Here is a 23,222-nt window from a genome sequence, read left to right as displayed (position 1 = left end):
GGCGGCCCCCTGCCCCATGCATATACTTTGGGGCGGGGGCTTTTTACCAAAACAGCATCGAACAACAAAAAATCCCCCGCGCCATCAGCGCGGGGGATTTTCTAATCTTAAACTTCCGTTAGGAAATTAGTTGGTAGTCGTGGTCGAAGAAGAGGAACCGGATGCCGCGACTGCAACCAGAACCAGAGCAGCACCAGCTGCCGCCGCGCCGCCACCTAGACCGGCACCAGCAGCAAAGAGCCCTGCACCAGCTGCAGCGGCAGGCACGCAAACGCGCGCAGTGTTGCCGTCTACGGTGACCGGATCAGGCTTACAGTTATAGACCACACCATTGGCACCTTGAACCTGAAGCGAATAGACCGCATCGTCAGACGCCCCAAGAACAGCCGCTTGAGAAGTTGTCTGAGCGAAAGCAGCACCCGAAAGAGCGATTGTCGCCGCCACGGTTGCAAGAATTTTCATATCTAGGTACTCCTGTATCTCGTCAAAAATTAAACTCACCGCACCATCGCATATAATCTTAGCCAGCGCAAAGGCGAAATGTTAAGCTATAGTTATGAATTATAGCGATGCCCGTTGTTTAAGCAACATCCAAAATGGCGAATTGTTCCCCATCTCGGATGCCTAAATTCCATACAGTTCCGTGAACTTGTTTTCTAGGTAGGTCAGCAACGGTGCCTCGGTCGGCGGCTTCCCGCAAGCGCGGGTGATTACCTCACGCGGCTCGTAGAGGCCCCCATGCTTTTGCACGTTCTCACGTAGCCAACCGGTGGCTGTGCTTGTATCCCCCCTTGCCAAGGCTTCGTCGAGATCGGGTACGGCCTCCCGCAAAGCCTCGTGAAGGCATCCGGCATAGACATTGCCGAGGCTATAGGTCGGGAAATAGCCCAGAAGCCCGACGGACCAATGCACGTCCTGCAGGACGCCGTTTGACGGGCGGTCGACCGGATAGCCGAAATCAGCCTCGAAGCGATCGTTCCACGCCGCTTCCAAGCCGTCGACCTGCAGGTCGCCCGACATCAGCGCCCGTTCAAGATCGAAACGCAGCAGAACATGGAGATTGTACTGAAGCTCATCCGCCTCGGTTCGAATGAAACCATCGGACACGCGGTTAACGATCCGGTAGAAGGTTTCGGCATCCGGCACGCCGAAATCACCGTAGACCGCCGTCATCTCGCCATAGAGCCACCCGGTGAAGGCGCGGCTGCGGCCGATCTGGTTTTCGTAGATGCGGCTTTGGCTTTCATGCACCCCCATCGACACGCCCCGGCCCAAGGGGGTCAGCAGATAGGCGCTGTCGATCCCCTGCTCATAGGCCGCATGGCCGACCTCATGCACGGTGGAGTAAAAGCAATTGAACGGATCGAGAGCATTGGTTCGCGTGGTGATCCGCACGTCCAGCCCCGACCCGGAGGAGAAGGGATGCACCGCCTTGTCGATGCGTCCGGTGGCCAGATCATAGCCAAAGCGCCGCGCCAGTTTGGCGGTGAGGGTCATCTGCGCCGCTTCATCAAAGACACCTTCCAACACCGGGGGCGCTTCGGCCTCGCGGACGGCGGCGCGCAGTTCGGAGAGTTTTGGCCGCAGCGCGCCGAACATGGCTTCGAGATCCGCCGCCGTGGTGCCGGGCTCGTAATCCTCCAGCATAGCGTCATAAATCTCGATCTCGCGCCCTTCGGCCAGTGCGGCCCCCTCTTCGCGTTTGAGCGCGATCACTTCTTTCAAAGTAGGAGCGAAGGCCGCGAAGTCATCGGCGGCGCGGGCCTCGGCCCAAGTGCCTTGGGCGGCGGAGGTGACGCGGGCGATACGCGCCGCCAGATCGGCGGGCACGCGGGTGGCACGGTCAAAGTCGCGCTTGATGTGGCGCAGGTTCGCCTGCCCGACCGCGTCCAACGCCGTGGGCTCGATCTGGGCAAGCCAATCTGCGATGCGCGGGTCGATGCGGCGGGCGTGCAGAACGCTTTCCATCGCCGCCATCTCCTCGGCCCGCTGCGGGGCCGCACCCCGGGGCATGACCGTTTCCTGATCCCAGCCCAAACGGCCCGCGACCTGTGCCAGCGCCTCGGTGTCGCGCTGGAAAGCCATCAAATCATCATATGCAGTCATGTCTCAGCCTCTCAGCGATGTGGCGACGGGATAGGCCGCAAGGAAACGCGCGCGCAGGATCAGCACCCAAAGCAGCACCGCCAGCGCCTGATGCGCGAGCGCCAGATGCACGGGCGCGGCATAGAGCACGGTGGTGATGCCCAGAACCACTTGCAAAGACAGCGCCGCCATCACGGCGTTGAAAGCAAAACGCGTGCGGGCATGGGCCGAGCGGCGACCGCGCAGCCAGACGACCACCCCGAAAGCGAAAAGCAGATAGCCCGCCATCCGGTGCATGAACTGCACCAACCCCGGGTTCTCAAAGAAATTCCGCCATGTCGGCGTGATGTCGAATGCCTCGGGCGGGAAGAACTGCCCCTGCATCAGCGGCCAGTCGACGAAGTAGCGCCCCGCGTCAATCCCTGCGACCAAGGCGCCCAGCAGGATCTGCAACGCGGCGAAATGCAACAGACCCGTTGCCATGCCGAATTGCTTGGCCTCCTTGGCGCGGCGGGCCTGAATCAGGTCGCGCTCACTGCGGCCCAGCAACAGGACATACCATGTGATAAAACCGAGGATGACAAAGGCCAGCCCCAGATGTGTCGCCAAACGGTAGGAGGCCACATCCGTCACCCCCTGCCCACTGGTCACGCCCGAAGCGACCATCCACCAGCCGATCGCCCCCTGCGCGCCGCCCAAAGCGCCGATAAAGAGCAGCCGTTTGGTCCAGCCGACAGGGATTTGCCGGCGCAGGAGGAAGTAGAGAAAGCCCAAGACCCAGACGAGGCCGATCACCCGGCCAAGCTGCCGATGCCCCCATTCCCACCAGTAGATGCTTTTGAAATCAGAGAGTTCCATCCAAGAGTTCTGAACCTGAAACTCATCGATCTGCTTGTATTTCTCAAATTCAGACTGCCAGTCGGCCTCGTTCATCGGCGGCAAGGCACCGGTCACCGGGCGCCATTCCGTGATGCTGAGGCCGGAGTCAGTGAGCCGCGTCAGCCCGCCCACGGCGATCATGACAAAGACCAGCGCAAAGAGGATCATCAGCCAGACCCGGATCGGCCCGCGCGCGCCGCCACGGCCCTTGTCGATCGTGCCGGTTTGCACCGGTGCACGGCTGGGTTGGTCGGACCCGACCTCTTCAAACAGTTTCCGTTTCTCCGCCATGGCGCGCCTCTTTTTCCGTTTGGATAGAGTGGTATGACATGGGCAGAGAAAGGTCTAGCGGGGTGGGTTATGTTGCCGCATGCGCCGCCAGCCCCGGCCCGGAATCAAGCCGAAGGCGCCGGGCCATCGCCTGCCCGCCCCACGGGGAGGCGATTTGGCAAGGACAGGCGCGACACTGCGGCAAAGCACTGATGCTGCACCATAAAGTGGCAGAAAAAACTTCAGGATCGCCACCCCACGGGCAGCCGATGGCCCTCAGCCCTTCTCCTTCCAGCGGACCATTTGCCGCAGGATGCCGTGCAACATCTGCACATCCGCCCGCGTCAGCGGCATCCGCGACCACATGTTGCGAAGGTTGAGCTTCATCGAGGCGACCTTATGCTCGGGGAAGAAGAACCCGGCCTCGGTCAACTGCTCCTCATAATGCCGCGCCAAATGGTCTACTTCGGCGCCCTTGGCCCAATCGGTGCCCGCCATCTCGACGACCTCATGGGTCACCTCGCCCTGCGCCCGCATCCATTCGTAGGACATCAACAGCACGCATTGCGCGAGGTTGAGCGAGGCGAACTTTGGGTTCACCGGGACCGAGACGATGGCATTGGCCTGCGCGATATCCTCATTCTCAAGCCCTGCCCGCTCGGGTCCGAACAGCACCGCAACCCGTTGGCCCGCCGCGATTTTCTCCGCCGCCAGCCGCATCGCGGCTTCGGGGCTGTAGATCGGTTTGGTCAAGTCTCGGCTACGCGCCGTGGTGGCAAAGGTGAAATCGCAATCGCCAAGCGCTTCGGGCAGATCGGCGCAATGCTGTGCCTCGTCCAACAGCCGCCCCGCCCCCGAGGCCATGGCCACGGCGGATTGGCTCGGCCAGCCGTCGCGCGGGGCCACGACCCGCATGTGATCGAGGCCAAAATTCCACATCGCGCGCGCCGCGGCGCCGATGTTCTCGCCCATCTGGGGGCGGACAAGCACGATGGCCGGGATCGGCGCGGGCTGAACGGGGGAGGATGATGTCTCTGTCATGCGCGCCTCATAGCCCCTGCGCCTGCGCACCGCAAGAAAGCCCGCGCGACGCACGCATATCCGTTTTCTTTTGCAACGCCCTGCGCTAGTCAGGCGCTCAGACCCGATTAAGGACAGTGACCATGGACGCGCCAGAACAGCCGCAGATTTACCTTATCACCCCGCCCGAAGTTGAGCTGAGCCAATTCCCCGCGCAACTCGCCGCCGTGCTCGACGCCCATCCGGTGGCCTGTGTGCGCATGGCGCTTTCGGCCCGGGATGAAGACCGCCTCGCCCGCGCCGGTGACGCCCTGCGCGAGGTGACCCATGCGCGCGACGTGGCCTTGGTGATCTCGGATCATCTGCTGCTGGTCGAAAAGCTCGGCCTTGACGGTGTGCACCTTAGCGATGCCGCCCGCACCGTGCGCCATGCTCGCAAAGAATTGGGCGAAGATGCCATTGTCGGCGCCTTTTGCGGCACATCGCGGCATGAGGGGATGGCGGCAGGCGAAGCCGGGGCAGACTACATCAGCTTTGGCCCGACCCAAGCCAGCGCGCTTGGCGATGGAAGCTTTGCCGAGGCCGATCTGTTCCAGTGGTGGTCCGAAGTGATCGAAGTGCCCGTCGTCGCCGAAGGCGCGCTCGACATCAACATGATCCGCGATCTCGCCCCCCGGACTGACTTTTTCGGCATCGGGACCGAGATTTGGGACAAGGACGATCCGGTGGCCGAACTCGCCGCCCTGATCGCTGCCATGCAGGGCTAAGGGGCCCTTGGGGCAGCCCGGTTAAGGGCTGCCCGCTCGCTTACAAAAACACCCGTTCGATGAACCAATAGGCCCCGACCGCCGCGATGACGCAGGAGACGGGGACCGCGATGGCGCGGCGGTACCAATCGCGATTCATCGCCCAGCCGACCAGTACGAAGGCGATGGCGATTACTGCCAGCTGGCCCAGTTCCACCCCGATGTTGAAGCCGATGAGCGCAGGCACGAATTGCCCCGCAGGCAGGCCGAAATCCCCCAGCACTGAGGCGAAGCCAAGCCCGTGCAACAGCCCAAAGCCAAAGATCACCAAGGGCCGCCAGCGGTTCAGGGCGGAGTGAAAGATATTCTCGACCGCGACATAGGTGATTGAGGCGGCGATCAGCGGCTCGACGATGGCACCGGGCACGTTGACCCAGCCCAAAGCGCCAAGCGCCAGCGTGACCGTATGGGCCAGCGTGAAGGCGGTGACCTGCCAGATCAAAGGCCGCAGGCGGGTCGACAGAAAGAACAGGCCCAAGACGAATAGAATGTGATCCAACCCTTTGGGCAGGATGTGGTCGAACCCAACCGGGATGTAGCTGACGAAAGCCTGCCAGCCGCTTTCGGCATCACCGCCCCCAAGGGCGATTTCGGGGCTGGTCTCACCGCCCGACAGATAGCCGGTATAGGGCGCCTCCACCCCTTGCTGGCGCAGCACCAGCGCGCCCGCGCCATCCGGCCATGTCACTTGCACCTCTTCGGCGCCTGCCGGCACCGCGCCCTCTAGTCGCCATTGACTGTCGCGCGGCAGTTCGGAGTCGACCCCTTCGGGCACTTCGAGTGTCACACTCTCCAACGGCACGGCGGCGCCATCGACGCTCAGAAGCGGCAGGCTGTTCCACTTCGGCAAAAGCTCAGGCGCGCGGTCGGCGATGTGCGCGGCGGGCAGGCTGCGCAGCGCATCGTAATCGCCCGCATTCTCGGCATTGTCGGTGTCTTCGACGGTATCGAGGTCGATGCCCGCCAAGAGCGCTTCGAGGTTGACCTCCAGCGCCAGCACCGCCCGCCCGTCGGCCACGGTCAGATCCGCGATCGTGGGTTTGACCTCATGCGCCTGTGCGCCCGCGCCCGCCGAAAGCAGCACTGCGCTTGACAACAGCCACAGCAACGCCAGCTTGGATCTTAACAAAATGAAAGTTCGCTTCATGAAACTGTCCCAGTTGTCCGCTATTATTTTCAGTATCTTATCGGCAGCGCCTGCCTTTGCACATGAATACTGGCTGTCGCCGGTGAACTATCAAGTGGAAAGCGGTGAAAAGATCGCGGCGCATTTTCGCAATGGTGAGGAATTTACCGGCGCGGCCTTTCCCTATCTGCCCAACCGGCTCACGCGTTTTGAGGTCAAAATCGGGGGACGAGAGGTCGCGCTATCGCCGCGCGCGGGCGACAGCCCTGCCCTGAGCCTCCCCGCGCCCGAGGGTGACGCGCTGGTCGTGGCGGTGGCCGAAACGACGCCCTCCAAAGTCACCTATGAGGACTTCGACAAATTTCTCCGTTTCGCCGCGCATAAGGATTTCCCCAAGGCCGAAAGCGATCACCGCGCGAACGGCTGGTCGACCGAGAAGGTCGTCGAGAGCTACACCCGCCACGTCAAAACCCTGATCGCCCTCGGCGCGGGCGCAGGGCAGGATGCGCCCAACGGCATGGCGACGGAGTTCGTGGCGCTGACGAATCCCTATGCCGCAGATTTCGCAGGTGAGATGAAGGTGGCACTCCTCTATCAGGGCACCCCTCGCGCCAACGCGCAGATCGAAGTGTTCGACCGCGCGCCGGATGACAGCGTCGCCATCTCCCTCCACCGCACCGATGCGGCGGGCGAAGCACTGCTTCCGGTCACGGCGGGGCATGAGTACCTCTTTGACGCGGTGGTGCTGCGCCCGGCGGCAGAGGCGCAAAGGGGCGCGGGCTACGACCCCAATCAACCGGTCTGGGAAACGCTCTGGGCGGCGCTGACATTCGCGGTGCCACAATAACGCCGCTTGCGCGTGGGGAGATTTGGCGGCTAGAAGCGCCGCATGACCAAGACAGCTGACATCCTTTGCATCGGCTCCGTCCTTTGGGACGTGATCGGCCGCTCTGAAAACGCCATGCGCCAAGGCTCTGACATGCCGGGGCGGATCACCCGCCTGCCCGGCGGCGTGGCCCTGAACATCGGCATGGCGCTGGCGCGCTTTGGGCTGACGCCTGCGTTGCTTTCCGCCGTGGGGCGCGATGCCGAAGGGGATGAGTTGATCGCCGCCTGCGCCCTGCGCGGGCTGATCACCGATCACGTCTACCGCTCGGACGATCTGCCGACCGACCGTTACATGGCCGTCGAAGGGTCCAACGGGTTGATCGCCGCGATTGCCGATGCCCATTCGCTGGAGGCTGCAGGCGACAAGATCCTGCGCCCGCTGGAGGATGGCAGCCTGCCCAGCCCCTACGAAGGGGCCGTGGCGCTGGACGGCAACCTGACCGTCGAACTGCTGGCCCGCATGGCGCAAAGCCCGCTGTTGGCAAAAGTCGACCTGCGCGTCGCGCCCGCCTCTCCCGGCAAGGCGCTGCGGCTCACACCTTTCCTCAAGGCCGGGCGCGGTACGCTTTATGTGAACCTTGAAGAGGCCGGACTGCTCTGCCAGTCGAGTTTTGACGATTCCCCCACCGCCGCCCGCGCCCTGCTGGCCCGTGGCGCACGCCGTGCCGTGGTGACCGACGGCGGCAACCCCGCCACCGTGGGCCAAGGCGACGAGATCATCACCCTCACCCCGCCGCAGGTGCATGTCGCCCGGGTCACGGGTGCAGGCGATACATTCATGGCGGCCCATGTGGCCGCTGAACTTGGCGGTGCCGTTGCGCAATCCGCCCTCAAGGCAGCACTCGATGCCGCCGCCCTTTACGTTTCCGGAGAGACCAAGATATGACCACCGCCACATCCGCCCTGCCCCTGACCTTCAGCGCCGAGGTGGCCAAGGCCCGCGAGAACGCCGCGCCGATCGTGGCCTTGGAAAGCACCATCATCACCCATGGCATGCCCTATCCGCAAAACCTCGAAGTGGCGCGGCAGGTCGAACAGGACATTCGCGACGCTGGCGCCGTGCCTGCCACCATCGCCGTGATCCGCGGCGCGCTGCATATCGGTCTGGACGATGACCAGTTGAGCGATCTGGCCCAGGCCAAGGACGTGGCCAAACTGTCGCGCGCCGATATGGCCGTCTGCATCGCCTCCGGCGGGACAGGTGCCACCACCGTCGCCGCCACCATGATCGCCGCAAATCTTGCGGGCATCGAAGTCTTCGCCACCGGCGGCATCGGTGGCGTGCATAAGGGCGCGGAAGAGAGCTTTGACATCTCCGCCGATCTCATGGAACTGGCCCAAACCCCCGTCACCGTCATCGCGGCGGGCGCCAAGGCGATCCTCGACGTGCCGAAGACGCTGGAAGTGCTGGAAACCCAAGGCGTGCCGGTCATCACCGTGGGCCAAGACAGCTTCCCCGCCTTCTGGAGCGCGGGCTCGGATCTGCAATCTCCGCTGCGCCTTGATGATGCCGCTGCCCTTGCCAAAGCCCACCGCACCCGCGCCGCCATGGGCCTGCCCGGTGGCCAGTTGGTGGCCAACCCGATCCCCGCGGCAGAGGAAATCCCCGCCGCCGAACTCGCCCCGATCATCGCGCAGGCCCAGTCCGAGGCCGATGCCCAAGGCGTCCACGGCAAGGGCGTGACCCCCTTCTTGCTGCAACGCATCTTCGAGCTGACCGAGGGCCGTTCGCTCACCGCCAATATCGCACTGGTGCGCAACAATGCCCGGCTGGGGGCCAAGATCGCCGCAAACCTCGTCAACCTGCCGCGTTAAAGGCGAAAAACACCGCGGAGCCATTGCCGGGCCGGGGCATACGCCTTAGCTATGTTGCGATTAACTCTTCGGAAAACGGCGCAGATGAACACACCTTTTGATCCCGACCCAACGCAGGTTCGGCGCAGCCTTGTCGCAAGGCTGCGCGCGTCTTTCCTGACCGGTCTGGTCGTGATTGCGCCCGTCGGGCTGACCATCTGGCTGATCTGGAGCGTGGTCGGCTGGATCGACGGTTTCGTGCTGCCGCTGGTGCCCAAAGCCTACCATCCCGACCGGCTGCTCCAAGATTTCTTGGGCCTCGACCCGTCGATGCAGTTCAACGTGCGCGGCCTTGGGGTGGTGATCTTTCTGATCTTCACCGTTATGGTGGGCTGGGCCGCGAAAGGGCTGATTGGCCGTTCGATGATCCGCTTCGCCGAAAGTCTGGTGGAACGCACCCCCGTCGTGCGGACGATCTATTCCGGCATCAAACAGATTTCCGAGACAATCTTCGCCCAGTCCGAGCGGAGCTTTGAGACCGCCTGCCTGATCGAATACCCCCGGCGCGGCATCTGGGCGCTTGGCTTCATCTCGACAGAGGCGAAGGGAGAGGTCTTGGCCCGCACCAACGCGGGGGGCGAGATGCTCTCGGTCTTCCTGCCGACCACGCCGAACCCCACTTCGGGCTTCTTGCTGTTCCTGCCACGCGAGGATGTGATCGAACTTGACATGAGCGTCGAAGACGCGGCGAAGCTGGTGATCTCTGCCGGGCTGGTCTATCCGCCGCGCCCCGGTGCCGATCTGCCCGAGGCGCTGGCGCTGTCGGACCCTGAAAACTCAGCCGAACATCGCGGGTAGATCGACGCTGCTGCGCTGGTTCAGATCGTCGAAGTGCTCCTCTAGAAACCGGTCCGCCGCCGCCACGCCTGCCTCATGCAGCGCCCGGATCACCGCGGGGTTGGGCATCAGTTTCGTCGCCACCGACAGCTGCGCCATCAGCGCGTCATCGGCGATCATATGCATGTGCACCCGCTTCATCCGTCCCTCCGGCAGGGTGCCATCCGCAATCAGCCGCTGAACGAAGTCAATCGCCCGCATTTCGCGCAAGAGGCTGGAATTAAAGCTGATCTCATTGATACGGTTCTGGATTTGCTGCGGCGTGACCGGCAGGTCTTCGCGGTCGAGCGGGTTGATGTTCACCACCACGATATCTTCGGGCAGGTCATCGCGGAACAGCGGAAACAGCGCCGGGTTGCCGGTATAGCCGCCGTCCCAAAACGCCTCGCGCTGGCCGGTCTGGGCATCGTCAATCTCAACCGCCTTAAAGATCGTCGGCAGGCAGGCTGAGGCGAGCAAGGCATCAGGCCCGATCTCATCCCCCTCAAACACCCGGATCTTGCCGTTGCGGACCCTTGTGGCACAGACGAAAAAGAACGGCGGCTTATGCGCGCCCACTTTGCCGTAATCGAACCGGGCCACGACATCTTCGAGCGGGTTGCGATAGAACGGGCCGTAAGCATAGGGCGACACGACCCGCGTCAGCGAATCCGAGATCGCCATGGGCAGCGAATATTCCATCGCCTGACTGAGCTTGTCCAAACCGAAAGGCGCCAGCCAATGCGACAGCCGCAGGTCCGAAATGCCAGAGACCTGCGCCCAAAGCCAATCGAGATTCTCCCGCGCGCCCTCGCGACCGCCCGAGATCATCCCCGATTTCAATGCCGCGCCGTTCAGCGCCCCCGCCGAGGTGCCCGAGATCCCGCAGATGTCCAGGTCGTCCTGCTGCAACAGCCGGTCGAGCACCCCCCAAGTGAAAGCGCCATGGGCGCCGCCCCCTTGGAGGGCAAGGTTAATGCGTTTCTTGACGGCCACGGCGCTTACAACGCCGTCCAGCCGCCATCGACGCTGATCGTCGTGCCGGTGATCTGGGCGGCTGCATCCGAGCACAGGAAGGTCGCCGTGCCGCCCATCTGCTCAACAGTGGCGAATTCGCGCGACGGTTGCCGGGTGAGCATGACCTGTTCGATCACCTCTTCGCGGCTCATGTCGTATTCCTTCATGGTGTCGGGGATCTGCTTCTCAACAATCGGGGTCAACACATAGCCGGGGCAAATGGCGTTGCAGGTGATCGGGTCTTTCGCCGTCTCCAGCGCGGTGGTCTTGCTGAGGCCGACAATCCCGTGTTTCGCGGCGATATAGGCGGATTTATAGGGCGATGCCGTCAGACCATGGGCCGAGGCGATGTTGATCACACGACCCCAGCCCGCTTTGCGCATCATCGGCAGCGCTACGGCGGTGGTGTGAAAGGCCGACGACAGGTTGATCGCGATGATCGCGTCCCATTTCTCGGCCGGAAACTCAGGGATTGGCGCGACATGCTGGATGCCAGCGTTGTTCACCAGAATGTCACAGACCCCGGCTTCGGCAATCAAACGCCGACAGTCCGCCCCCTTGGACATGTCAGCCTTGATGTAGCGGGCCGTTACGTTGCATGTCTGCGCAATCTCCTGCGCCAGCGCATGATCCGCCTCGTCATCGGTAAAAGAGTTCAACACGATATCGGCCCCGGCCCGCGCCAATTCCCAGGCGATGCCCAGTCCGATTCCAGAGTTCGATCCCGTGATGACGGCTGTCTTGCCGGACAGGTCGATGGTGAAAGCCATGGCGCGTCTCCTTGTTCATGCTGCGCCTGCATCATGTACTGCGCGCGCGCCAAAGGGAAAGGGTTTGCGCGAAGGAGCTTAAGGGTCGGTGAAAATTGGCCAAAAAAACGCCCGCGCGAGGCGGGCGTAAGTTATTGAGGCAGGTTTCATACAGGCAAGAAACCTATCGAGCAGTGACCTCTGTATACGCCTTTCACGCTCACAATCCAAGCTAAAAGTTTGATAAGGCGAGAATCCGCGGGTATGGAATAACTCCAGCAAAATAAGGGCAGAACGTGATTGTTTCAAAAATAAGCCGGGATTTTTTCTCGAAAGCACGGGGCGTTGCGGCCCTTTCTTCACTGATTCTGCTCTCGGGGGCGGCATGGGCTGCCCCGCAACATGGAATCGCCATGTATGGCGACCCTGCTCTACCGGCCGATTTTGACGCCCTCCCTTACGTGAACCCCGAAGCCCCCAAGGGGGGTGAGATCGTTCTGGGCAATACCGGGGGATTCGACAGCCTCAACCCCTTCGTTCGCAAGGGCACCGCGCCTTGGCAGTTGCCGCATTTCACCCATGAGACCTTGATGGGGCGGTCCTGGGATGAACCCTTCGCGCTTTACGGCCTGCTGGCCGAGACGATCGAGGTGCCCGAGGACCGCTCTTGGGTGGAATTCACCCTGCGCGAGGAGGCGCGGTTTTCCGATGGCACGCCCGTCACCGTCGAGGATGTGATCTTTTCCTTCGATTTGCTCGGCACCGAAGGCCATCCCCGCTACCACGGGCTACGCCAGCAGATCGACAGCATCGAACAGACCGGCCCGCGCAGCCTGCGCATGACTTTTAACAGCGACAACCGCGAGCTTGCCCTGCTCGCCGGGATGCGCCCCATCCTGAGCAAGGCGCAATGGGAGGGGCAGGACTTTGCCAATGCCCCCCTGTCCGAAATCCCTTTGGGCAGCGGCCCCTATACCATCACCGACTATCAAGCGGGCCGCCATGTCACGCTGACTCGCAACCCAGATTACTGGGGCGCAAAGGTGCCCTTTCGCCAAGGCACGCATAACTACGATGAGGTAAAGATCGACTTTTACGGCGATGCCAATGTGCTCTTCGAAGCCTTCAAGGCCGGTCAAATCTCAGCCGTGCGCGAATTCAACGCCGAGACTTGGGCCACGCAATACGACTTCCCCGCGATCACCCGGGGCGACGTGGTGAAATCGACCTTCCCGCATAGCAAACCTTCCGGCATGACCGGTTTTGTCATGAACGCCCGCCGCGCGCCGTTTGACGATTGGCAGGTGCGCGACGCGCTGATCTCGGCCTTCAACTTCGAGTATATCAACGAGACGCTTACCGGCGGCACCCTGCCCCGGATCACCTCTTATTTCTCGAACTCCGACCTTGCCATGCGCGACGGTCCGGCGTCAGGGCGGGTTTTCGATCTGCTGGCCGATTACGTCGACACGCTGCCGCCCGGCACGGTGGATGGTTATCGGCTGCCGGTGGGTGACGGCTCTGCCCGCAACCGCACGGGCATCCGCGCCGCGATGCAGCAGTTGAATGCCGCAGGTTACGAGGCCGAAGGCGGCGTCATGCGCCGGGGCGACGGCACGCCGCTGACCTTTACCATCCTTCTGTCCAAGGGAAGCCGTGAAAACCTAGCGATTGCAGAGCTTTACACGCAGGCCCTCAAGCGGCTTGGCATCACCGCCGAGATCGAAACCGTGGATGATGCGCAATTCGTCGCACGGCAGAACAGCTATGATTTCGACATGACAACCTTCCGCCGCGCCCTGTCGCTCAGCCCCGGTACGGAGCAGCGTTTCTACTGGGGGTCGGAGGCCGCCGATCTGCCCGGCACACGCAACCTCATGGGCGTGCGCTCTCCGGCGGTGGATGCGATGATCGACAGGATGTTGCAGGCCCGCGAAACGGCGGATTTCGTCGCCGCGACCCGCGCGCTTGACCGGATCCTGACGGCGGGGCGCTATGTCATCCCCTTCTGGCAGTTCGACGAAGGGCTGATCGCCCATGACGCGCGCATGGCCTACCCCGAGACGATCCCGCTTTACGGCGATGTGCCGAACTTCATGCCCGAGGTCTGGTGGTGGCAACCGGCGGAGGGGTCAGACCAGTGAGGTCACCCAGAGGATCGTCGCATCCTCATCGCTGAGCGAGACAACGTTATGCCCCATGGTGGCGTCGTAATAGGCGCTATCGCCCCGGCGCATGTCGACGGGCTCATAAAACTCGGTGAAAAGCCGCACCATGCCGGTCAGCACATAGAGGAACTCCTCCCCGTCATGGCGCACCCAGCCGTCGAACTCCTCCATCCGGCGGGCGCGGATGCGGGCGCGGTAGGGCAGCATCTGCTTCTTGCGCAACGCGTCGGCCAGTAGGACATGCTCATAGGTGCCGGTGGCCTTGGGCGCGCCTTCCTCGGCGCGGGTCACGGCCATGCGGCCGGTGATCTTCTCCCCCGCGGGCGGGGTGAAAAGCTGCGGCACGGTGATCTCTAGCCCCACGGCGAGCTTCTTCAGCGCGTCATAGGTGGGCGACATCAGCCCGTTCTCGATCTTGCTCAAGGTCGAGCGCGCCAGCCCCGCCTGCCGCGCGGCCTGTTCCAGCGTCCAATTACGCGCCTTGCGCAGCTCGCGCACCCTTGCGCCAAGGTCGACCGGCGGGGCGGTCTCGCTCGCGCCGCTTTCGCGGGCGATCTGGATCAGGGAACGGGGCGGCGTATCTGTCATGGACCTGCTATAGCCGCGCCCCGGGGCGCTTGCAACGCTGCCCGCTTGCGATACCGGCCCCGGCCCGCTATGCCCATTGCGCAACAATAGATGGGGCGCATCATGGCCGAAGCGATCAAACTCGATATCATGTCAGACCCGATCTGCCCGTGGTGCTATATCGGCAAGGCGCATCTGGACCGCGCTTTGCAGGACCATCCCGACCATCCCTTTGCCATCGAATGGCACCCGTTCCAGCTAAACCCCGACATGCCGCGCGAGGGCATGGACCGCCGCAGCTATCTTGAACGCAAGTTCGGCGGCAAGGAAGGCGCCGTGCGCGCCTATGCGCCTGTGGTTGAACATGCCGAGAAGGCCGGGTTGAAGATCAACTTCGAGGCCATGCAGCGCACGCCCAACACGCTGGATGCGCACCGTCTGATCCACTGGGCCGGGATCGAAGGGCGCCAGACCGCAGCCGTCTCTGCCCTTTTCAAAGCCTATTTCGTCGATGCCCGCGACATTGGTAACCACGAAGTGCTGGCCGACATCGCCGATAGTATCGAGATGGACGCCGCCGTGGTCACCCGGCTGCTGAAATCCGATGTCGACGCGCAGGACATCCGCGACCGTGATGCCCATAGCCGCAAGATGGGCGTGAACTCGGTGCCGACCTTCATCGTTGCCAACACCCATGCCGTCCCCGGCGCGCAGCCGCCCGAGCTATGGGCGCAGGTCATTGCCGATCTGACCAATCAACAGAGCTGAACAGGGCGGCAATCATTGCCAAGTTAAGCGTTCTCGACTATCGAGACCGCAACCACAAGTTATTCCCTGAAGCCTGCCCAAGCGGATCCGCCGTTCGGGACAATCGCCGGAGTGCGCCTTCGTGACCACCGAAAATCCAAAATTCTCCATGGGGCGGATCGAATTCGTCGGCCTTATCGCGATGATGATCGCCACCATCGCCTTTTCCATCGACGCGATGCTGCCCGCCCTGCCCGAGATCGCGGCGGAACTCTCACCCGAGATCGCCCACCGCGCCCCGTTGATCCTGACAGCCTTCGTGCTCGGCATGGGGCTGGGCACATTCTTTAGCGGCGCGCTGTCGGATGCATTCGGCCGCCGCAACGTGGTCTTCGGCGGGGCGGCGCTCTATTGTCTTTCGGCCTTTGTCGCTTGGATGAGCAACTCACTCGAAGTCATGCTCGTGGCACGCATCTTCCAAGGGCTTGGCGCTTCTGGCCCGCGTGTGGTCGCCGTGGCGATCATTCGTGACCTCTATGCGGGGCGCGAGATGGCGCGGATCATGTCGGTGGTGATGATGGTCTTCGCGCTGGTGCCCGCCTTGGCCCCGATGCTGGGCGCGGGGATCATCCTCACGGCGGGCTGGCGCGCGATCTTCATCGCCTTCATGGCCTTCTCGCTCATCTCGGTCATCTGGATGGCCCTGCGTCTGCCCGAAACCCTCGCCCCCGAAGACCGCCGCCCGTTGCGGGCACGGCTGATCATTGGCGCGGTGCGCGAGTTGGTGAGTCACCCCACGGTGCGCCTGTCGATCCTCGTGCAGTCGCTTGCCATGGCTATGCTCTTCTCGATGCTGATGCTGGTCCAGCCGATCTATGACACCGTCTATGGCCGGGCCGAAAGCTTCCCACTGTGGTTCGGCGGCATCGCCGTGGTGGCGGCCAGCGCCAGCCTGATCAACGCGCTGCTGGTCGTGCGCTACGGCATGCGGCGGCTGGTGACCATCGCCTTGGGCGTGCAAATCCTGCTGTCGGGAGCCATGTATTTCCTAAACCTCGGCGCCCTGCCCGACCCTTATGGCTTTGCCGCATTCGTGTTCTTCCAGACCTGCCTGTTCTTCCAAGCGGGGCTGACATTGGGCAACCTCAACGCCATCGCGATGGAGCCGATGGGCCATATCGCAGGCATGGCGGCTTCGGTCGTGGGGGCAATTTCCACCGTGCTGGCGGCGCTGATCGCCTCCCCAGTGGGGTTGATGTTCGACGGCACGACCAAGCCGCTGGCGCTGGCCATGCTGCTGATGGCAATCGCAGCCTATGCGCTGATGCTCTACATGGGGCGGGTGGAGAACCGGCAGCCGGCGGCGGCGGAATAACCGCCGCCTTTCGAAGGGCTTAGCCCTTCGCCTTGGCCTTTTTTGTAGTCTTTTCCTTGGCGATCACATGTTCGGCCAAATCGCGTGCGATGGCAAAGGCGCCTTTGATCTTATCGGCATCCGTCTTCCAATCCCGGCGCACGACGATCTTGTTGTCCTTCACCTTCGCTAGCCCGCGCTGGTCCTGAATGAACTTCACCAACCCCTCGGGCGAGGCGAACTTGTCGTTGTGGAACTGGATCGTCGCCCCCTTCGGCCCGCCGTCGAGCTTGGCGATCCCGGCGCGTTTGCACATCGCCTTGATCCGCACCACCAGCATCAGGGTGTTGACCTCCTTCGGCAGTTTGCCGAAACGGTCGATCAGCTCGGCGGCGAAGCCTTCCAGCTCGACCTTGGTCGAAAGCTCGCTGAGGCGGCGATAGAGTCCAAGCCGCACGTCGAGATCGGGCACATAGTCCTCGGGGATCAGCACCGGCACGCCAAGGTTGATCTGCGGCGCCCATTGCTCGTCGGCCTCCGACAGCCCCTCAAGCTCGCCCGCCTTGATCTTGGCGATCGCCTCTTCCAGCATGGACTGGTAAAGCTCGAAGCCCACGTCGCGCATCTGGCCGGACTGTTCTTCGCCCAGAAGGTTGCCCGCACCACGAATGTCGAGGTCTTGGGACGCCAGCGTAAAGCCCGCGCCGAGCGTGTCGAGGCTGCCCAGCACCCGCAGGCGTTTCTGGGCCGTGTCGGTCAGTTTGGCGCGCGGCTTGGTCGTGAGATAGGCATAGGCGCGCGTCTTCGAACGCCCCACCCGGCCCCGGATTTGATAGAGCTGCGCCAGCCCGAACATATCCGCGCGGTGCACGATCATCGTGTTGGCGGTGGGAATGTCGAGGCCGGATTCCACGATGGTCGTGGCCAACAGAATGTCGAACTTGCCGTCGTAGAAAGCGTTCATCCGGTCGTCGAGCTCTCCCGGCGCCATCTGGCCGTGGGCGACGACGTAAGAAAGCTCGGGCAGTTGCGCCTTCAGGAACTCCTCAATCTCGCGCAGGTCGCTGACACGCGGCACGACATAGAAGCTCTGCCCGCCGCGGTAATGCTCGCGCAGGAGCGCCTCGCGGATGGTTACCGCGTCGAACTCGCTGACATAGGTGCGGATCGACAGACGGTCCACGGGTGGCGTGCCGATGATCGACAGATCGCGCACGCCCGTCAGCGACAGTTGCAGGGTGCGCGGGATCGGCGTGGCGGTGAGGGTCAGCACATGGATGTCCGTGCGCAGCGCCTTCAACCGCTCCTTATGGGTGACGCCAAAGTGTTGTTCTTCATCAATAATCAAAAGGCCGAGGTCGTTGAAACGAATCCCCTTTGCCAGCAGCGCATGGGTGCCGATCACGATATCGACCGTGCCCTTGGCCATCCCCTCACGCGTCGCCGCCGCCTCCTTGGCCGAGACGAAGCGGCTGAGTTGCCGCACGTTGATCGGGAAGCCGCGAAAGCGTTCCGCGAAGCTCTTGTAGTGCTGCCGCGCCAACAGGGTCGTCGGCGCGATCACCGCGACCTGCACGCCCGACATGGCCGCGACGAAGGCCGCGCGCATCGCCACCTCGGTCTTGCCGAAACCCACATCGCCGCAGACCAGACGGTCCATCGGGTTGCCGGAGGTCAGATCGTCGATCACATCACCGATGGCGCGCAGTTGGTCATCGGTTTCCGTGTAGGGGAAACGGGCCGAGAAGGCATCCCACATGCCCGGCGGCGGGTCGAGCACGGGCGCTTTGCGCAGGCTGCGTTCGGCGGCGATGCGGATGAGCTTGTCCGCCATCTCGCGAATGCGCTCTTTGAGCTTGGCCTTTTTGGATTGCCATGCGCCGCCGCCGAGCTTGTCCAAAAGCCCTTCCTCATGGCCGTAGCGCGACAGCAGTTCGATATTCTCCACCGGCAGGTAAAGCTTTGATTGCTCGGCATATTCCAGAACGAGACATTCATGGGCGGCCCCTGCCGCGGTGACCACTTCCATCCCGTGATAGCGCCCGATGCCGTGGTCGACATGAACCACCAAATCGCCGGGGCTGAGGCTCTGCGCCTCGGTCAGGAAATTCTCGGCGCGGCGCTTGCGTTTCGGCGCGCGGATCAGACGATCCCCCAGCACGTCTTGCTCGGAAATCACCGTCATCCCCGGCGCTTCGAACCCATGTTCCAACGCCCAGACCGCCAGATGCAGCCCGCGTTTGCCGATGCGCGTGGCATCCATCACCGGGATCGCCTCGGCCAGACCTTCGTCTTCGATCAGCCCGGTCAGGCGCTCCCGCGCGCCTTCGGAGTAGCTGGCGATCAGCACCGGCCCAACTTCAAGCTTTGCTTTAATATGCGCGGCCAAAGCACCGAAAAGACTTACGGATTCCTGCTGACGCTCAGGGGCGAAGTTGCGCCCGAGCCGCGCGCCTGCATCCAGCACTCCCGGCCCCGTAGGCTGCGGTAGCGGGTTGAACTGGATGACGCGGTGATCCAGCAACGCTTGGGTCCAGGCCTCATCGGTCAGGTACAGCCCCTCAGGTGGGGCCGGTTTGTACACGCTGTCCATCTTCGAGCGCGTCTTCATCGCCAGTTTGCGGGTCTCATACTGGTCTTCGATGGTTTCCCACCGCGCAATCCGCATCGGGGTCAGTTGATCGTCCAGGGTGACCGTCGCCTTGGGCAGATAATCAAAAAGCGTTTCCAGATCGTCGTGAAAGAACGCCAGCCAATGTTCCGCGCCCTGATGTTTGCGGCCCGCGCTGATCGCCTCGTAAAGCGGATCGTCGGTGCCCGCTGCACCAAATTCGATGCGGTAGTTCTGCCGGAACCGGGTGATCGCTGCCTCGTCGAGGATGACCTCGCTCACCGGGGCAAGCTCGACCAGATCGAGTTTTTCAGTAGTCCGCTGCGTCGCCGGATCAAACCGTCGCGCGCCATCCAGCACGTCGCCGAAGAGATCAAGCCGCACCGGGCCAAGATCGCCGGGCGGGTAAATGTCGATGATCCCGCCGCGCACCGCGTAATCGCCCGGCTCCATCACCGTGGGGCTTTGCACAAAGCCCATACGCACCAGAAACGCGCGCAGCGCCTTTTCGTCGATCCGGCTGCCCACGCGGGCGGCAAAGGCCGCATCGCGGAGGGTGTCGCGGGCGGGAATGCGTTGGCTGGCCGCGTTCAAGGTCGTCAGCAGGACGAACTGATCGGGCATCCCATGCACCAGCGCCGCCAGCGTCGCCATCCGCCGGGCCGAGATATCGGCGTTGGGTGACACCCGGTCATAGGGCAGACAATCCCAGCCCGGGAAGGTGACGACCGGCATGTCGGGGGCGTAGAACCGCAAGGCGGCCTGCATCGCCGCCATGCGTTTGTCATCGCGCGCCACATGGACCACCGGCCGGCCGCCCTTGGCGATTTCATCGAGGATGGCGCGGGCATCATAGCCTTCGGGAACGCCGGAGAGGGTGATATTGCGCGGATCGTTCATCGGGTCTCAATTGGCCCTCGGAGGGGGGCTGTCAACCCGCCAGAGGGCCGATGCTTAGATTTTGATACATTCCCCAAAGCGCGGTCACGAAGATCGAGACCATGCCGATGATCTGGGTGTAAAGCCGATGCCGCATCAATCGCCGCCGCAGCACCTCACCGGTTGACCCTTCGATGCGAATAAGCCGGGCGGTCGACAGGCTCAAAAGCCCCACCAGCGACATGGGAAAGCCCAAAAGCAGCAAGGCTTGAGCGAATTCGATGCCATAGACGAACCCCAAGAGCACCAGAGAGGTCAGCGCGAAGAACCCCAGCCCCAAGAGCCACAGCCCCGAGACCTGCGAGATATAGAGCATTCGGTTCACGTTGATCCGCACGATGTCTTCCAGATCGGCCTCGGCCTCTCCGCCATAGCGGCGGGCGCGCAGGACCATATCGAAGGGCACGCCCAGCACCCAGTGGCTCGCCGTTGACCACATCACAGCCAGCGCGATCCAGAACCAAAGGTTCGAGAAAGAGCGCATGTCGATCATTTCGAAAAGGGTTTGATACCAGTCCAAGGCGTGCTCGTCCGAATATTGAGTTCGGATCTCTTAGCGGTCCGGCGCGACAATTCATAGGGTTGAGGCGTTCAAAAATACATGGCAAGCCCGTGCCGAGCCATTCTGAGGTATAATTGATGCAACCCGTCCACGCCCCCTTCCCCGCCACACGCCTGCGCCGCACCCGTGCCAATGCCGGTATCCGCGCGTTGGTGCGCGAGAATGACCTGCAATTGGGCGATCTGATCTGGCCAGTTTTCGTGCGCGAAGGCGAAGGCGTGGAAGAGCCGATCCCCTCCATGCCCGGTGTCATGCGCCGCTCGGTCGACACGCTGGTCCCGGCGGTGCGCGCGGCGGCGGATCTGGGCATCGGCACGGTCTGCGTCTTCCCCTATACCGGACCTGAGGACCGGACCGAGGATTGCGCCCGCGCATGGGATCCGCAGAACGCCACCAACCGCGCCATCGCCGCGATCAAAGAGGCGGTGCCGGAGATGGTGGTGATGACCGATGTGGCACTCGATACCTATAACATCAACGGCCATGACGGTTTCGTCGAAGACGGCATCATCGTGAACGACCGCACGGTCGAGGCACTGGTCAAGATGGCGCTGGCCCAAGCCGAGGCGGGCGCGGATATCATCGGCCCTTCGGATATGATGGACGGGCGCATCGGCGCGATCCGCGCAGGTCTCGAAGAGGCTGGACATCAGAACGTGATGATCCTGAGCTACGCCGCCAAATACGCCAGCGCCTTCTACGGCCCCTTCCGCGACGCGGTTGGCGCCTCTGCGGCCCTGACCGGCGACAAGAAGACCTATCAGATGGATCCCGCCAATAGTGACGAGGCGCTGCGGCTGGTGGCGCGTGACCTCTCGGAAGGCGCGGATATGGTCATGGTCAAACCGGGAATGCCCTACCTTGATATCTGCCGCCGGGTGAAAGACGCCTTCGGCGCGCCGACCTTCGCCTATCAGGTCTCAGGCGAATACAGCATGATCAAGGGCGCGGCAGACCAAGGTTGGATCGACGGCGAACGCGCGATGATGGAGAGCCTTCTGGCCTTCAAACGCGCGGGCTGCGACGGCGTGCTGACCTATTTTGCCCCCGAGGTCGCCCGGCTTTTGCTCAAAAGCGCGTGACCTAAGGGCGTAAATCTGCGCAAAGGGGCCAATCAACATGACAAGCCGCGTGATTATGCGTAATCTCGCGCATAAGTCGGGAAAACCGGCAGCAGGCAACCGATCTTGAATATACAGGCAGAAAAGATGACCAATCAGACATATAACCGGCGCTTCGTGACATTGGGCGCCCTCTCGGCGCTCGGCGCGACCGCGGCCTGCGGCAATGGCGTGGGCGGACGCGGCAGCGCGATGATCGACGCGCGCGTGGACGCGACACTGGCCGAGATGTACCGCGGCTATCCCAACACCCGGCAATTGGCCGAAAAGGCCAATGGCATGTTGGTCATGCCGCTGGTGACGGAAGCGGGCCTCGGCTTTGGCGGTGCCTACGGGCGCGGCGCGCTGCGCGTGAACGACGTGACGGTGGACTATTATTCGGTGACCAAAGCCTCGGGCGGCTTGCAGATCGGCGCGCAGCAATATGCGCATGTGCTGTTCTTCATGACCGAGCCTGCATTGCGCGAATTCCGCAGCTCGCCCGGTTGGGCGGCGGGGGCCGGTCTGGAATATGTGATCTCGGACAAGGGCGACAGCGTCAGCGCGGATACCACCACCGTCATGGCCCCGGTTCTGGCCGCCGTCTTTGGCCGCGCGGGCCTGCGCATCGGCGCGACGCTGGAAGGCACCAAATACACGCGGATCATTCCCTAAGGGCACCCGCGCCTGCGGAAAGCAAACGCCCGGCTTTAAGCCGGGCGTTTCTGTTTGAGGCAGAGGCCAAAACGGCTCGCCACGCGTTACCCGAGGTTCTGCAACCGCTTAAACAGGCTCGACGTATCCCAACGCCCGCCGCCCATCTTCTGCACGTCTTTGTAGAACTGATCGACCAGCGCGGTCACCGGCAGGCTCGCCCCCGTCTCATCCGCCGCATCAAGACAAATACCCAAATCCTTGCGCATCCAATCCACCGCGAAGCCGTGATCAAACTTGTCGTCGAGCATGGTCTCATAGCGGTTTTCCATCTGCCACGACCCTGCCGCGCCCTGACTGATCACCTCGACCACGGCGCGCCCGTCGAGCCCCGCTTTGTCGGCGAAATGCAGCGCCTCTGACAGACCCTGCACCAGCCCGGCGATGGCGATCTGGTTGCACATCTTGGTCATCTGGCCCGCGCCGCTCTCGCCAATGCGGCGGCAGATTTTCGCGTAAACCTCCATGATCGGCAGCGCCCGGTCAAAAGCGCCTTCGTCGCCGCCGCACATGATCGACAATTGGCCGTTTTCCGCGCCTGCCTGACCCCCTGAGATCGGCGCGTCGACAAAGCTCACCTGCGCGTCATCGGCGGCGGCATAAAGCTCACGCGTCACAGCCGCCGAAACGGTGGTGTGATCGACAAAGATCGCCCCCGCCGTCATGCCGCCAAAGGCCCCGTCTTCCCCCAAACAGACCGAGCGCAGATCGTCGTCATTGCCCACGCAGGCGATCACGAAATCCGCATCCTTTGCCGCCGCACGCGGGGTCTTGGCCATGGCGCCGCCATAGGTTTTCACCCAGTCGTCCGCCTTGGCTTCGGTGCGGTTGTAGACGGTCACATCGTGGCCCGCCTTTTGCAGATGCCCCGCCATCGGAGCCCCCATGACCCCCAGTCCCAAAAACGCGAGCTTTGCCATGTGCTTTTCCTTGTCATTCAGTTGCGTTAT

General features: G+C 63.0%; 21 protein-coding genes. 10 read left to right on the top strand and 11 right to left on the bottom strand.

The genetic code is table 11. The features are described from left to right. Positions 1 to 126: 126 nt before the first annotated feature. From ACGYLA_RS06215 to ACGYLA_RS06200, 4 genes are all read right to left on the bottom strand, one after another. Complete coding sequence (locus ACGYLA_RS06215; RefSeq protein WP_209218837.1) at positions 127 to 462, bottom strand: hypothetical protein; 336 nt, start codon at positions 460 to 462, stop codon at positions 127 to 129. Positions 463 to 624: 162 nt separating this feature from the next. Continuing rightward, on the bottom strand, positions 625 to 2,106 hold the full coding sequence (locus ACGYLA_RS06210) for a carboxypeptidase M32 (protein ID WP_394431124.1): 1,482 nt from the start codon (positions 2,104 to 2,106) through the stop codon (positions 625 to 627). Positions 2,107 to 2,109: 3 nt separating this feature from the next. Further along, positions 2,110 to 3,255 (bottom strand): heme A synthase, encoded by a 1,146-nt coding sequence (gene ctaA / locus ACGYLA_RS06205; RefSeq protein ID WP_394431122.1) that lies wholly within the window; start codon positions 3,253 to 3,255, stop codon positions 2,110 to 2,112. Between the two features lie 255 nt (positions 3,256 to 3,510). Next, positions 3,511 to 4,275, bottom strand: coding sequence for an RNA methyltransferase (locus ACGYLA_RS06200; RefSeq protein WP_394431120.1), 765 nt, complete (start codon positions 4,273 to 4,275; stop codon positions 3,511 to 3,513). A gap of 122 nt (positions 4,276 to 4,397) precedes the next feature. Here ACGYLA_RS06200 and ACGYLA_RS06195 point away from each other — a divergent pair, with 122 nt between their 5' ends. Continuing rightward, positions 4,398 to 5,021 (top strand): thiamine phosphate synthase, encoded by a 624-nt coding sequence (locus ACGYLA_RS06195; RefSeq protein ID WP_394431118.1) that lies wholly within the window; start codon positions 4,398 to 4,400, stop codon positions 5,019 to 5,021. Positions 5,022 to 5,061: 40 nt separating this feature from the next. On the opposite strand, the gene ACGYLA_RS06190 is transcribed toward ACGYLA_RS06195, so the two are convergent. After that, entirely contained in the window at positions 5,062 to 6,207 is a 1,146-nt protein-coding gene (locus ACGYLA_RS06190) for a HupE/UreJ family protein (protein ID WP_394431116.1), read from the bottom strand. Here ACGYLA_RS06190 and ACGYLA_RS06185 point away from each other — a divergent pair. The 4 genes from ACGYLA_RS06185 to ACGYLA_RS06170 all read left to right on the top strand — a co-directional run bounded on the left by ACGYLA_RS06185 (position 6,206) and on the right by ACGYLA_RS06170 (position 9,726). Next, positions 6,206 to 7,033, top strand: coding sequence for a DUF4198 domain-containing protein (locus ACGYLA_RS06185; RefSeq protein ID WP_394431114.1), 828 nt, complete (start codon positions 6,206 to 6,208; stop codon positions 7,031 to 7,033). The genes ACGYLA_RS06190 and ACGYLA_RS06185 overlap by 2 nt on opposite strands. A 42-nt stretch (positions 7,034 to 7,075) precedes the next feature. Next, positions 7,076 to 7,960 (top strand): PfkB family carbohydrate kinase, encoded by an 885-nt coding sequence (locus tag ACGYLA_RS06180; protein WP_394431112.1) that lies wholly within the window; start codon positions 7,076 to 7,078, stop codon positions 7,958 to 7,960. Further along, positions 7,957 to 8,889, top strand: coding sequence for a pseudouridine-5'-phosphate glycosidase (locus tag ACGYLA_RS06175; protein ID WP_067262052.1), 933 nt, complete (start codon positions 7,957 to 7,959; stop codon positions 8,887 to 8,889). Before ACGYLA_RS06180 ends, ACGYLA_RS06175 begins: the two co-directional genes overlap by 4 nt. 84 nt (positions 8,890 to 8,973) lie before the next feature. Next, positions 8,974 to 9,726, top strand: a complete 753-nt coding sequence (locus ACGYLA_RS06170) for a DUF502 domain-containing protein (RefSeq protein ID WP_067262054.1) — start codon at positions 8,974 to 8,976, stop codon at positions 9,724 to 9,726. Here the strand turns inward: ACGYLA_RS06170 and ACGYLA_RS06165 are convergent. Both ACGYLA_RS06165 and ACGYLA_RS06160 read right to left on the bottom strand, forming a co-directional pair. Further along, the gene (locus ACGYLA_RS06165) at positions 9,706 to 10,740 is read right to left on the bottom strand and encodes a patatin-like phospholipase family protein (RefSeq protein WP_067262055.1); all 1,035 of its coding nucleotides are present in this window, start codon (positions 10,738 to 10,740) and stop codon (positions 9,706 to 9,708) included. The two genes, ACGYLA_RS06170 and ACGYLA_RS06165, sit on opposite strands and share 21 nt — an antisense overlap. A 5-nt stretch (positions 10,741 to 10,745) precedes the next feature. Then, complete coding sequence (locus tag ACGYLA_RS06160; RefSeq protein ID WP_394431109.1) at positions 10,746 to 11,531, bottom strand: 3-hydroxybutyrate dehydrogenase; 786 nt, start codon at positions 11,529 to 11,531, stop codon at positions 10,746 to 10,748. A gap of 392 nt (positions 11,532 to 11,923) precedes the next feature. Here ACGYLA_RS06160 and ACGYLA_RS06155 point away from each other — a divergent pair, with 392 nt between their 5' ends. Next, entirely contained in the window at positions 11,924 to 13,654 is a 1,731-nt protein-coding gene (locus tag ACGYLA_RS06155; protein WP_394431107.1) for an extracellular solute-binding protein, read from the top strand. Here the strand turns inward: ACGYLA_RS06155 and ACGYLA_RS06150 are convergent. Then, positions 13,643 to 14,266: a helix-turn-helix domain-containing protein gene (locus tag ACGYLA_RS06150; RefSeq protein ID WP_067262060.1), complete on the bottom strand. Its 624-nt coding sequence runs from the start codon at positions 14,264 to 14,266 to the stop codon at positions 13,643 to 13,645. The two genes, ACGYLA_RS06155 and ACGYLA_RS06150, sit on opposite strands and share 12 nt — an antisense overlap. A gap of 102 nt (positions 14,267 to 14,368) precedes the next feature. Here ACGYLA_RS06150 and ACGYLA_RS06145 point away from each other — a divergent pair, with 102 nt between their 5' ends. Further along, entirely contained in the window at positions 14,369 to 15,013 is a 645-nt protein-coding gene (locus tag ACGYLA_RS06145) for a DsbA family oxidoreductase (protein WP_394431105.1), read from the top strand. Positions 15,014 to 15,161: 148 nt separating this feature from the next. Beyond that, positions 15,162 to 16,367, top strand: a complete 1,206-nt coding sequence (locus ACGYLA_RS06140) for a multidrug effflux MFS transporter (RefSeq protein WP_394431176.1) — start codon at positions 15,162 to 15,164, stop codon at positions 16,365 to 16,367. 19 nt (positions 16,368 to 16,386) lie between these two features. On the opposite strand, the gene mfd is transcribed toward ACGYLA_RS06140, so the two are convergent. Both mfd and ACGYLA_RS06130 read right to left on the bottom strand, forming a co-directional pair. Further along, positions 16,387 to 19,857 (bottom strand): transcription-repair coupling factor, encoded by a 3,471-nt coding sequence (gene mfd / locus ACGYLA_RS06135; protein WP_394431103.1) that lies wholly within the window; start codon positions 19,855 to 19,857, stop codon positions 16,387 to 16,389. Positions 19,858 to 19,888: 31 nt separating this feature from the next. Continuing rightward, complete coding sequence (locus ACGYLA_RS06130; protein WP_136720314.1) at positions 19,889 to 20,416, bottom strand: component of SufBCD complex; 528 nt, start codon at positions 20,414 to 20,416, stop codon at positions 19,889 to 19,891. Positions 20,417 to 20,535: 119 nt separating this feature from the next. On the opposite strand from ACGYLA_RS06130, the gene hemB reads away from it, so the two are divergent. Continuing rightward, positions 20,536 to 21,540, top strand: a complete 1,005-nt coding sequence (gene hemB / locus ACGYLA_RS06125) for a porphobilinogen synthase (protein WP_394431101.1) — start codon at positions 20,536 to 20,538, stop codon at positions 21,538 to 21,540. A gap of 126 nt (positions 21,541 to 21,666) precedes the next feature. Then, positions 21,667 to 22,233 (top strand): YSC84-related protein, encoded by a 567-nt coding sequence (locus ACGYLA_RS06120; protein WP_271693665.1) that lies wholly within the window; start codon positions 21,667 to 21,669, stop codon positions 22,231 to 22,233. Between the two features lie 86 nt (positions 22,234 to 22,319). Here the strand turns inward: ACGYLA_RS06120 and ACGYLA_RS06115 are convergent, their stop codons facing one another. Then, positions 22,320 to 23,192: an NAD(P)-dependent oxidoreductase gene (locus ACGYLA_RS06115; protein ID WP_394431099.1), complete on the bottom strand. Its 873-nt coding sequence runs from the start codon at positions 23,190 to 23,192 to the stop codon at positions 22,320 to 22,322. Positions 23,193 to 23,222: the final 30 nt, after the last annotated feature.

Origin of the sequence: Sulfitobacter sp. 1A13679 (assembly GCF_043557115.1) — a bacterium.
Classification (GTDB): Bacteria; Pseudomonadota; Alphaproteobacteria; order Rhodobacterales; family Rhodobacteraceae; genus Sulfitobacter; species Sulfitobacter faviae.
The sequence above is the reverse complement of the archived record's forward strand: the minus strand, read 5'-3'. Positions and strand labels throughout refer to the sequence as shown.

Bases quoted from the DNA above. Each gene is read 5' to 3' on its own strand.
- ACGYLA_RS06215 (WP_209218837.1), bottom strand. From the start codon at position 462: ATGAAAATTCTTGCAACCGTGGCGGCGACAATCGCTCTTTCGGGTGCT.
- ACGYLA_RS06210 (WP_394431124.1), bottom strand. From the start codon at position 2,106: ATGACTGCATATGATGATTTGATGGCTTTCCAGCGCGACACCGAGGCG.
- ctaA (WP_394431122.1), bottom strand. From the start codon at position 3,255: ATGGCGGAGAAACGGAAACTGTTTGAAGAGGTCGGGTCCGACCAACCC.
- ACGYLA_RS06200 (WP_394431120.1), bottom strand. From the start codon at position 4,275: ATGACAGAGACATCATCCTCCCCCGTTCAGCCCGCGCCGATCCCGGCC.
- ACGYLA_RS06195 (WP_394431118.1), top strand. From the start codon at position 4,398: ATGGACGCGCCAGAACAGCCGCAGATTTACCTTATCACCCCGCCCGAA.
- ACGYLA_RS06185 (WP_394431114.1), top strand. From the start codon at position 6,206: ATGAAACTGTCCCAGTTGTCCGCTATTATTTTCAGTATCTTATCGGCA.
- ACGYLA_RS06190 (WP_394431116.1), bottom strand. From the start codon at position 6,207: ATGAAGCGAACTTTCATTTTGTTAAGATCCAAGCTGGCGTTGCTGTGG.
- ACGYLA_RS06180 (WP_394431112.1), top strand. From the start codon at position 7,076: ATGACCAAGACAGCTGACATCCTTTGCATCGGCTCCGTCCTTTGGGAC.
- ACGYLA_RS06175 (WP_067262052.1), top strand. From the start codon at position 7,957: ATGACCACCGCCACATCCGCCCTGCCCCTGACCTTCAGCGCCGAGGTG.
- ACGYLA_RS06170 (WP_067262054.1), top strand. From the start codon at position 8,974: ATGAACACACCTTTTGATCCCGACCCAACGCAGGTTCGGCGCAGCCTT.
- ACGYLA_RS06160 (WP_394431109.1), bottom strand. From the start codon at position 11,531: ATGGCTTTCACCATCGACCTGTCCGGCAAGACAGCCGTCATCACGGGA.
- ACGYLA_RS06155 (WP_394431107.1), top strand. From the start codon at position 11,924: ATGTATGGCGACCCTGCTCTACCGGCCGATTTTGACGCCCTCCCTTAC.
- ACGYLA_RS06150 (WP_067262060.1), bottom strand. From the start codon at position 14,266: ATGACAGATACGCCGCCCCGTTCCCTGATCCAGATCGCCCGCGAAAGC.
- ACGYLA_RS06145 (WP_394431105.1), top strand. From the start codon at position 14,369: ATGGCCGAAGCGATCAAACTCGATATCATGTCAGACCCGATCTGCCCG.
- ACGYLA_RS06140 (WP_394431176.1), top strand. From the start codon at position 15,162: ATGGGGCGGATCGAATTCGTCGGCCTTATCGCGATGATGATCGCCACC.
- mfd (WP_394431103.1), bottom strand. From the start codon at position 19,857: ATGAACGATCCGCGCAATATCACCCTCTCCGGCGTTCCCGAAGGCTAT.
- hemB (WP_394431101.1), top strand. From the start codon at position 20,536: ATGCAACCCGTCCACGCCCCCTTCCCCGCCACACGCCTGCGCCGCACC.
- ACGYLA_RS06120 (WP_271693665.1), top strand. From the start codon at position 21,667: ATGACCAATCAGACATATAACCGGCGCTTCGTGACATTGGGCGCCCTC.
- ACGYLA_RS06115 (WP_394431099.1), bottom strand. From the start codon at position 23,192: ATGGCAAAGCTCGCGTTTTTGGGACTGGGGGTCATGGGGGCTCCGATG.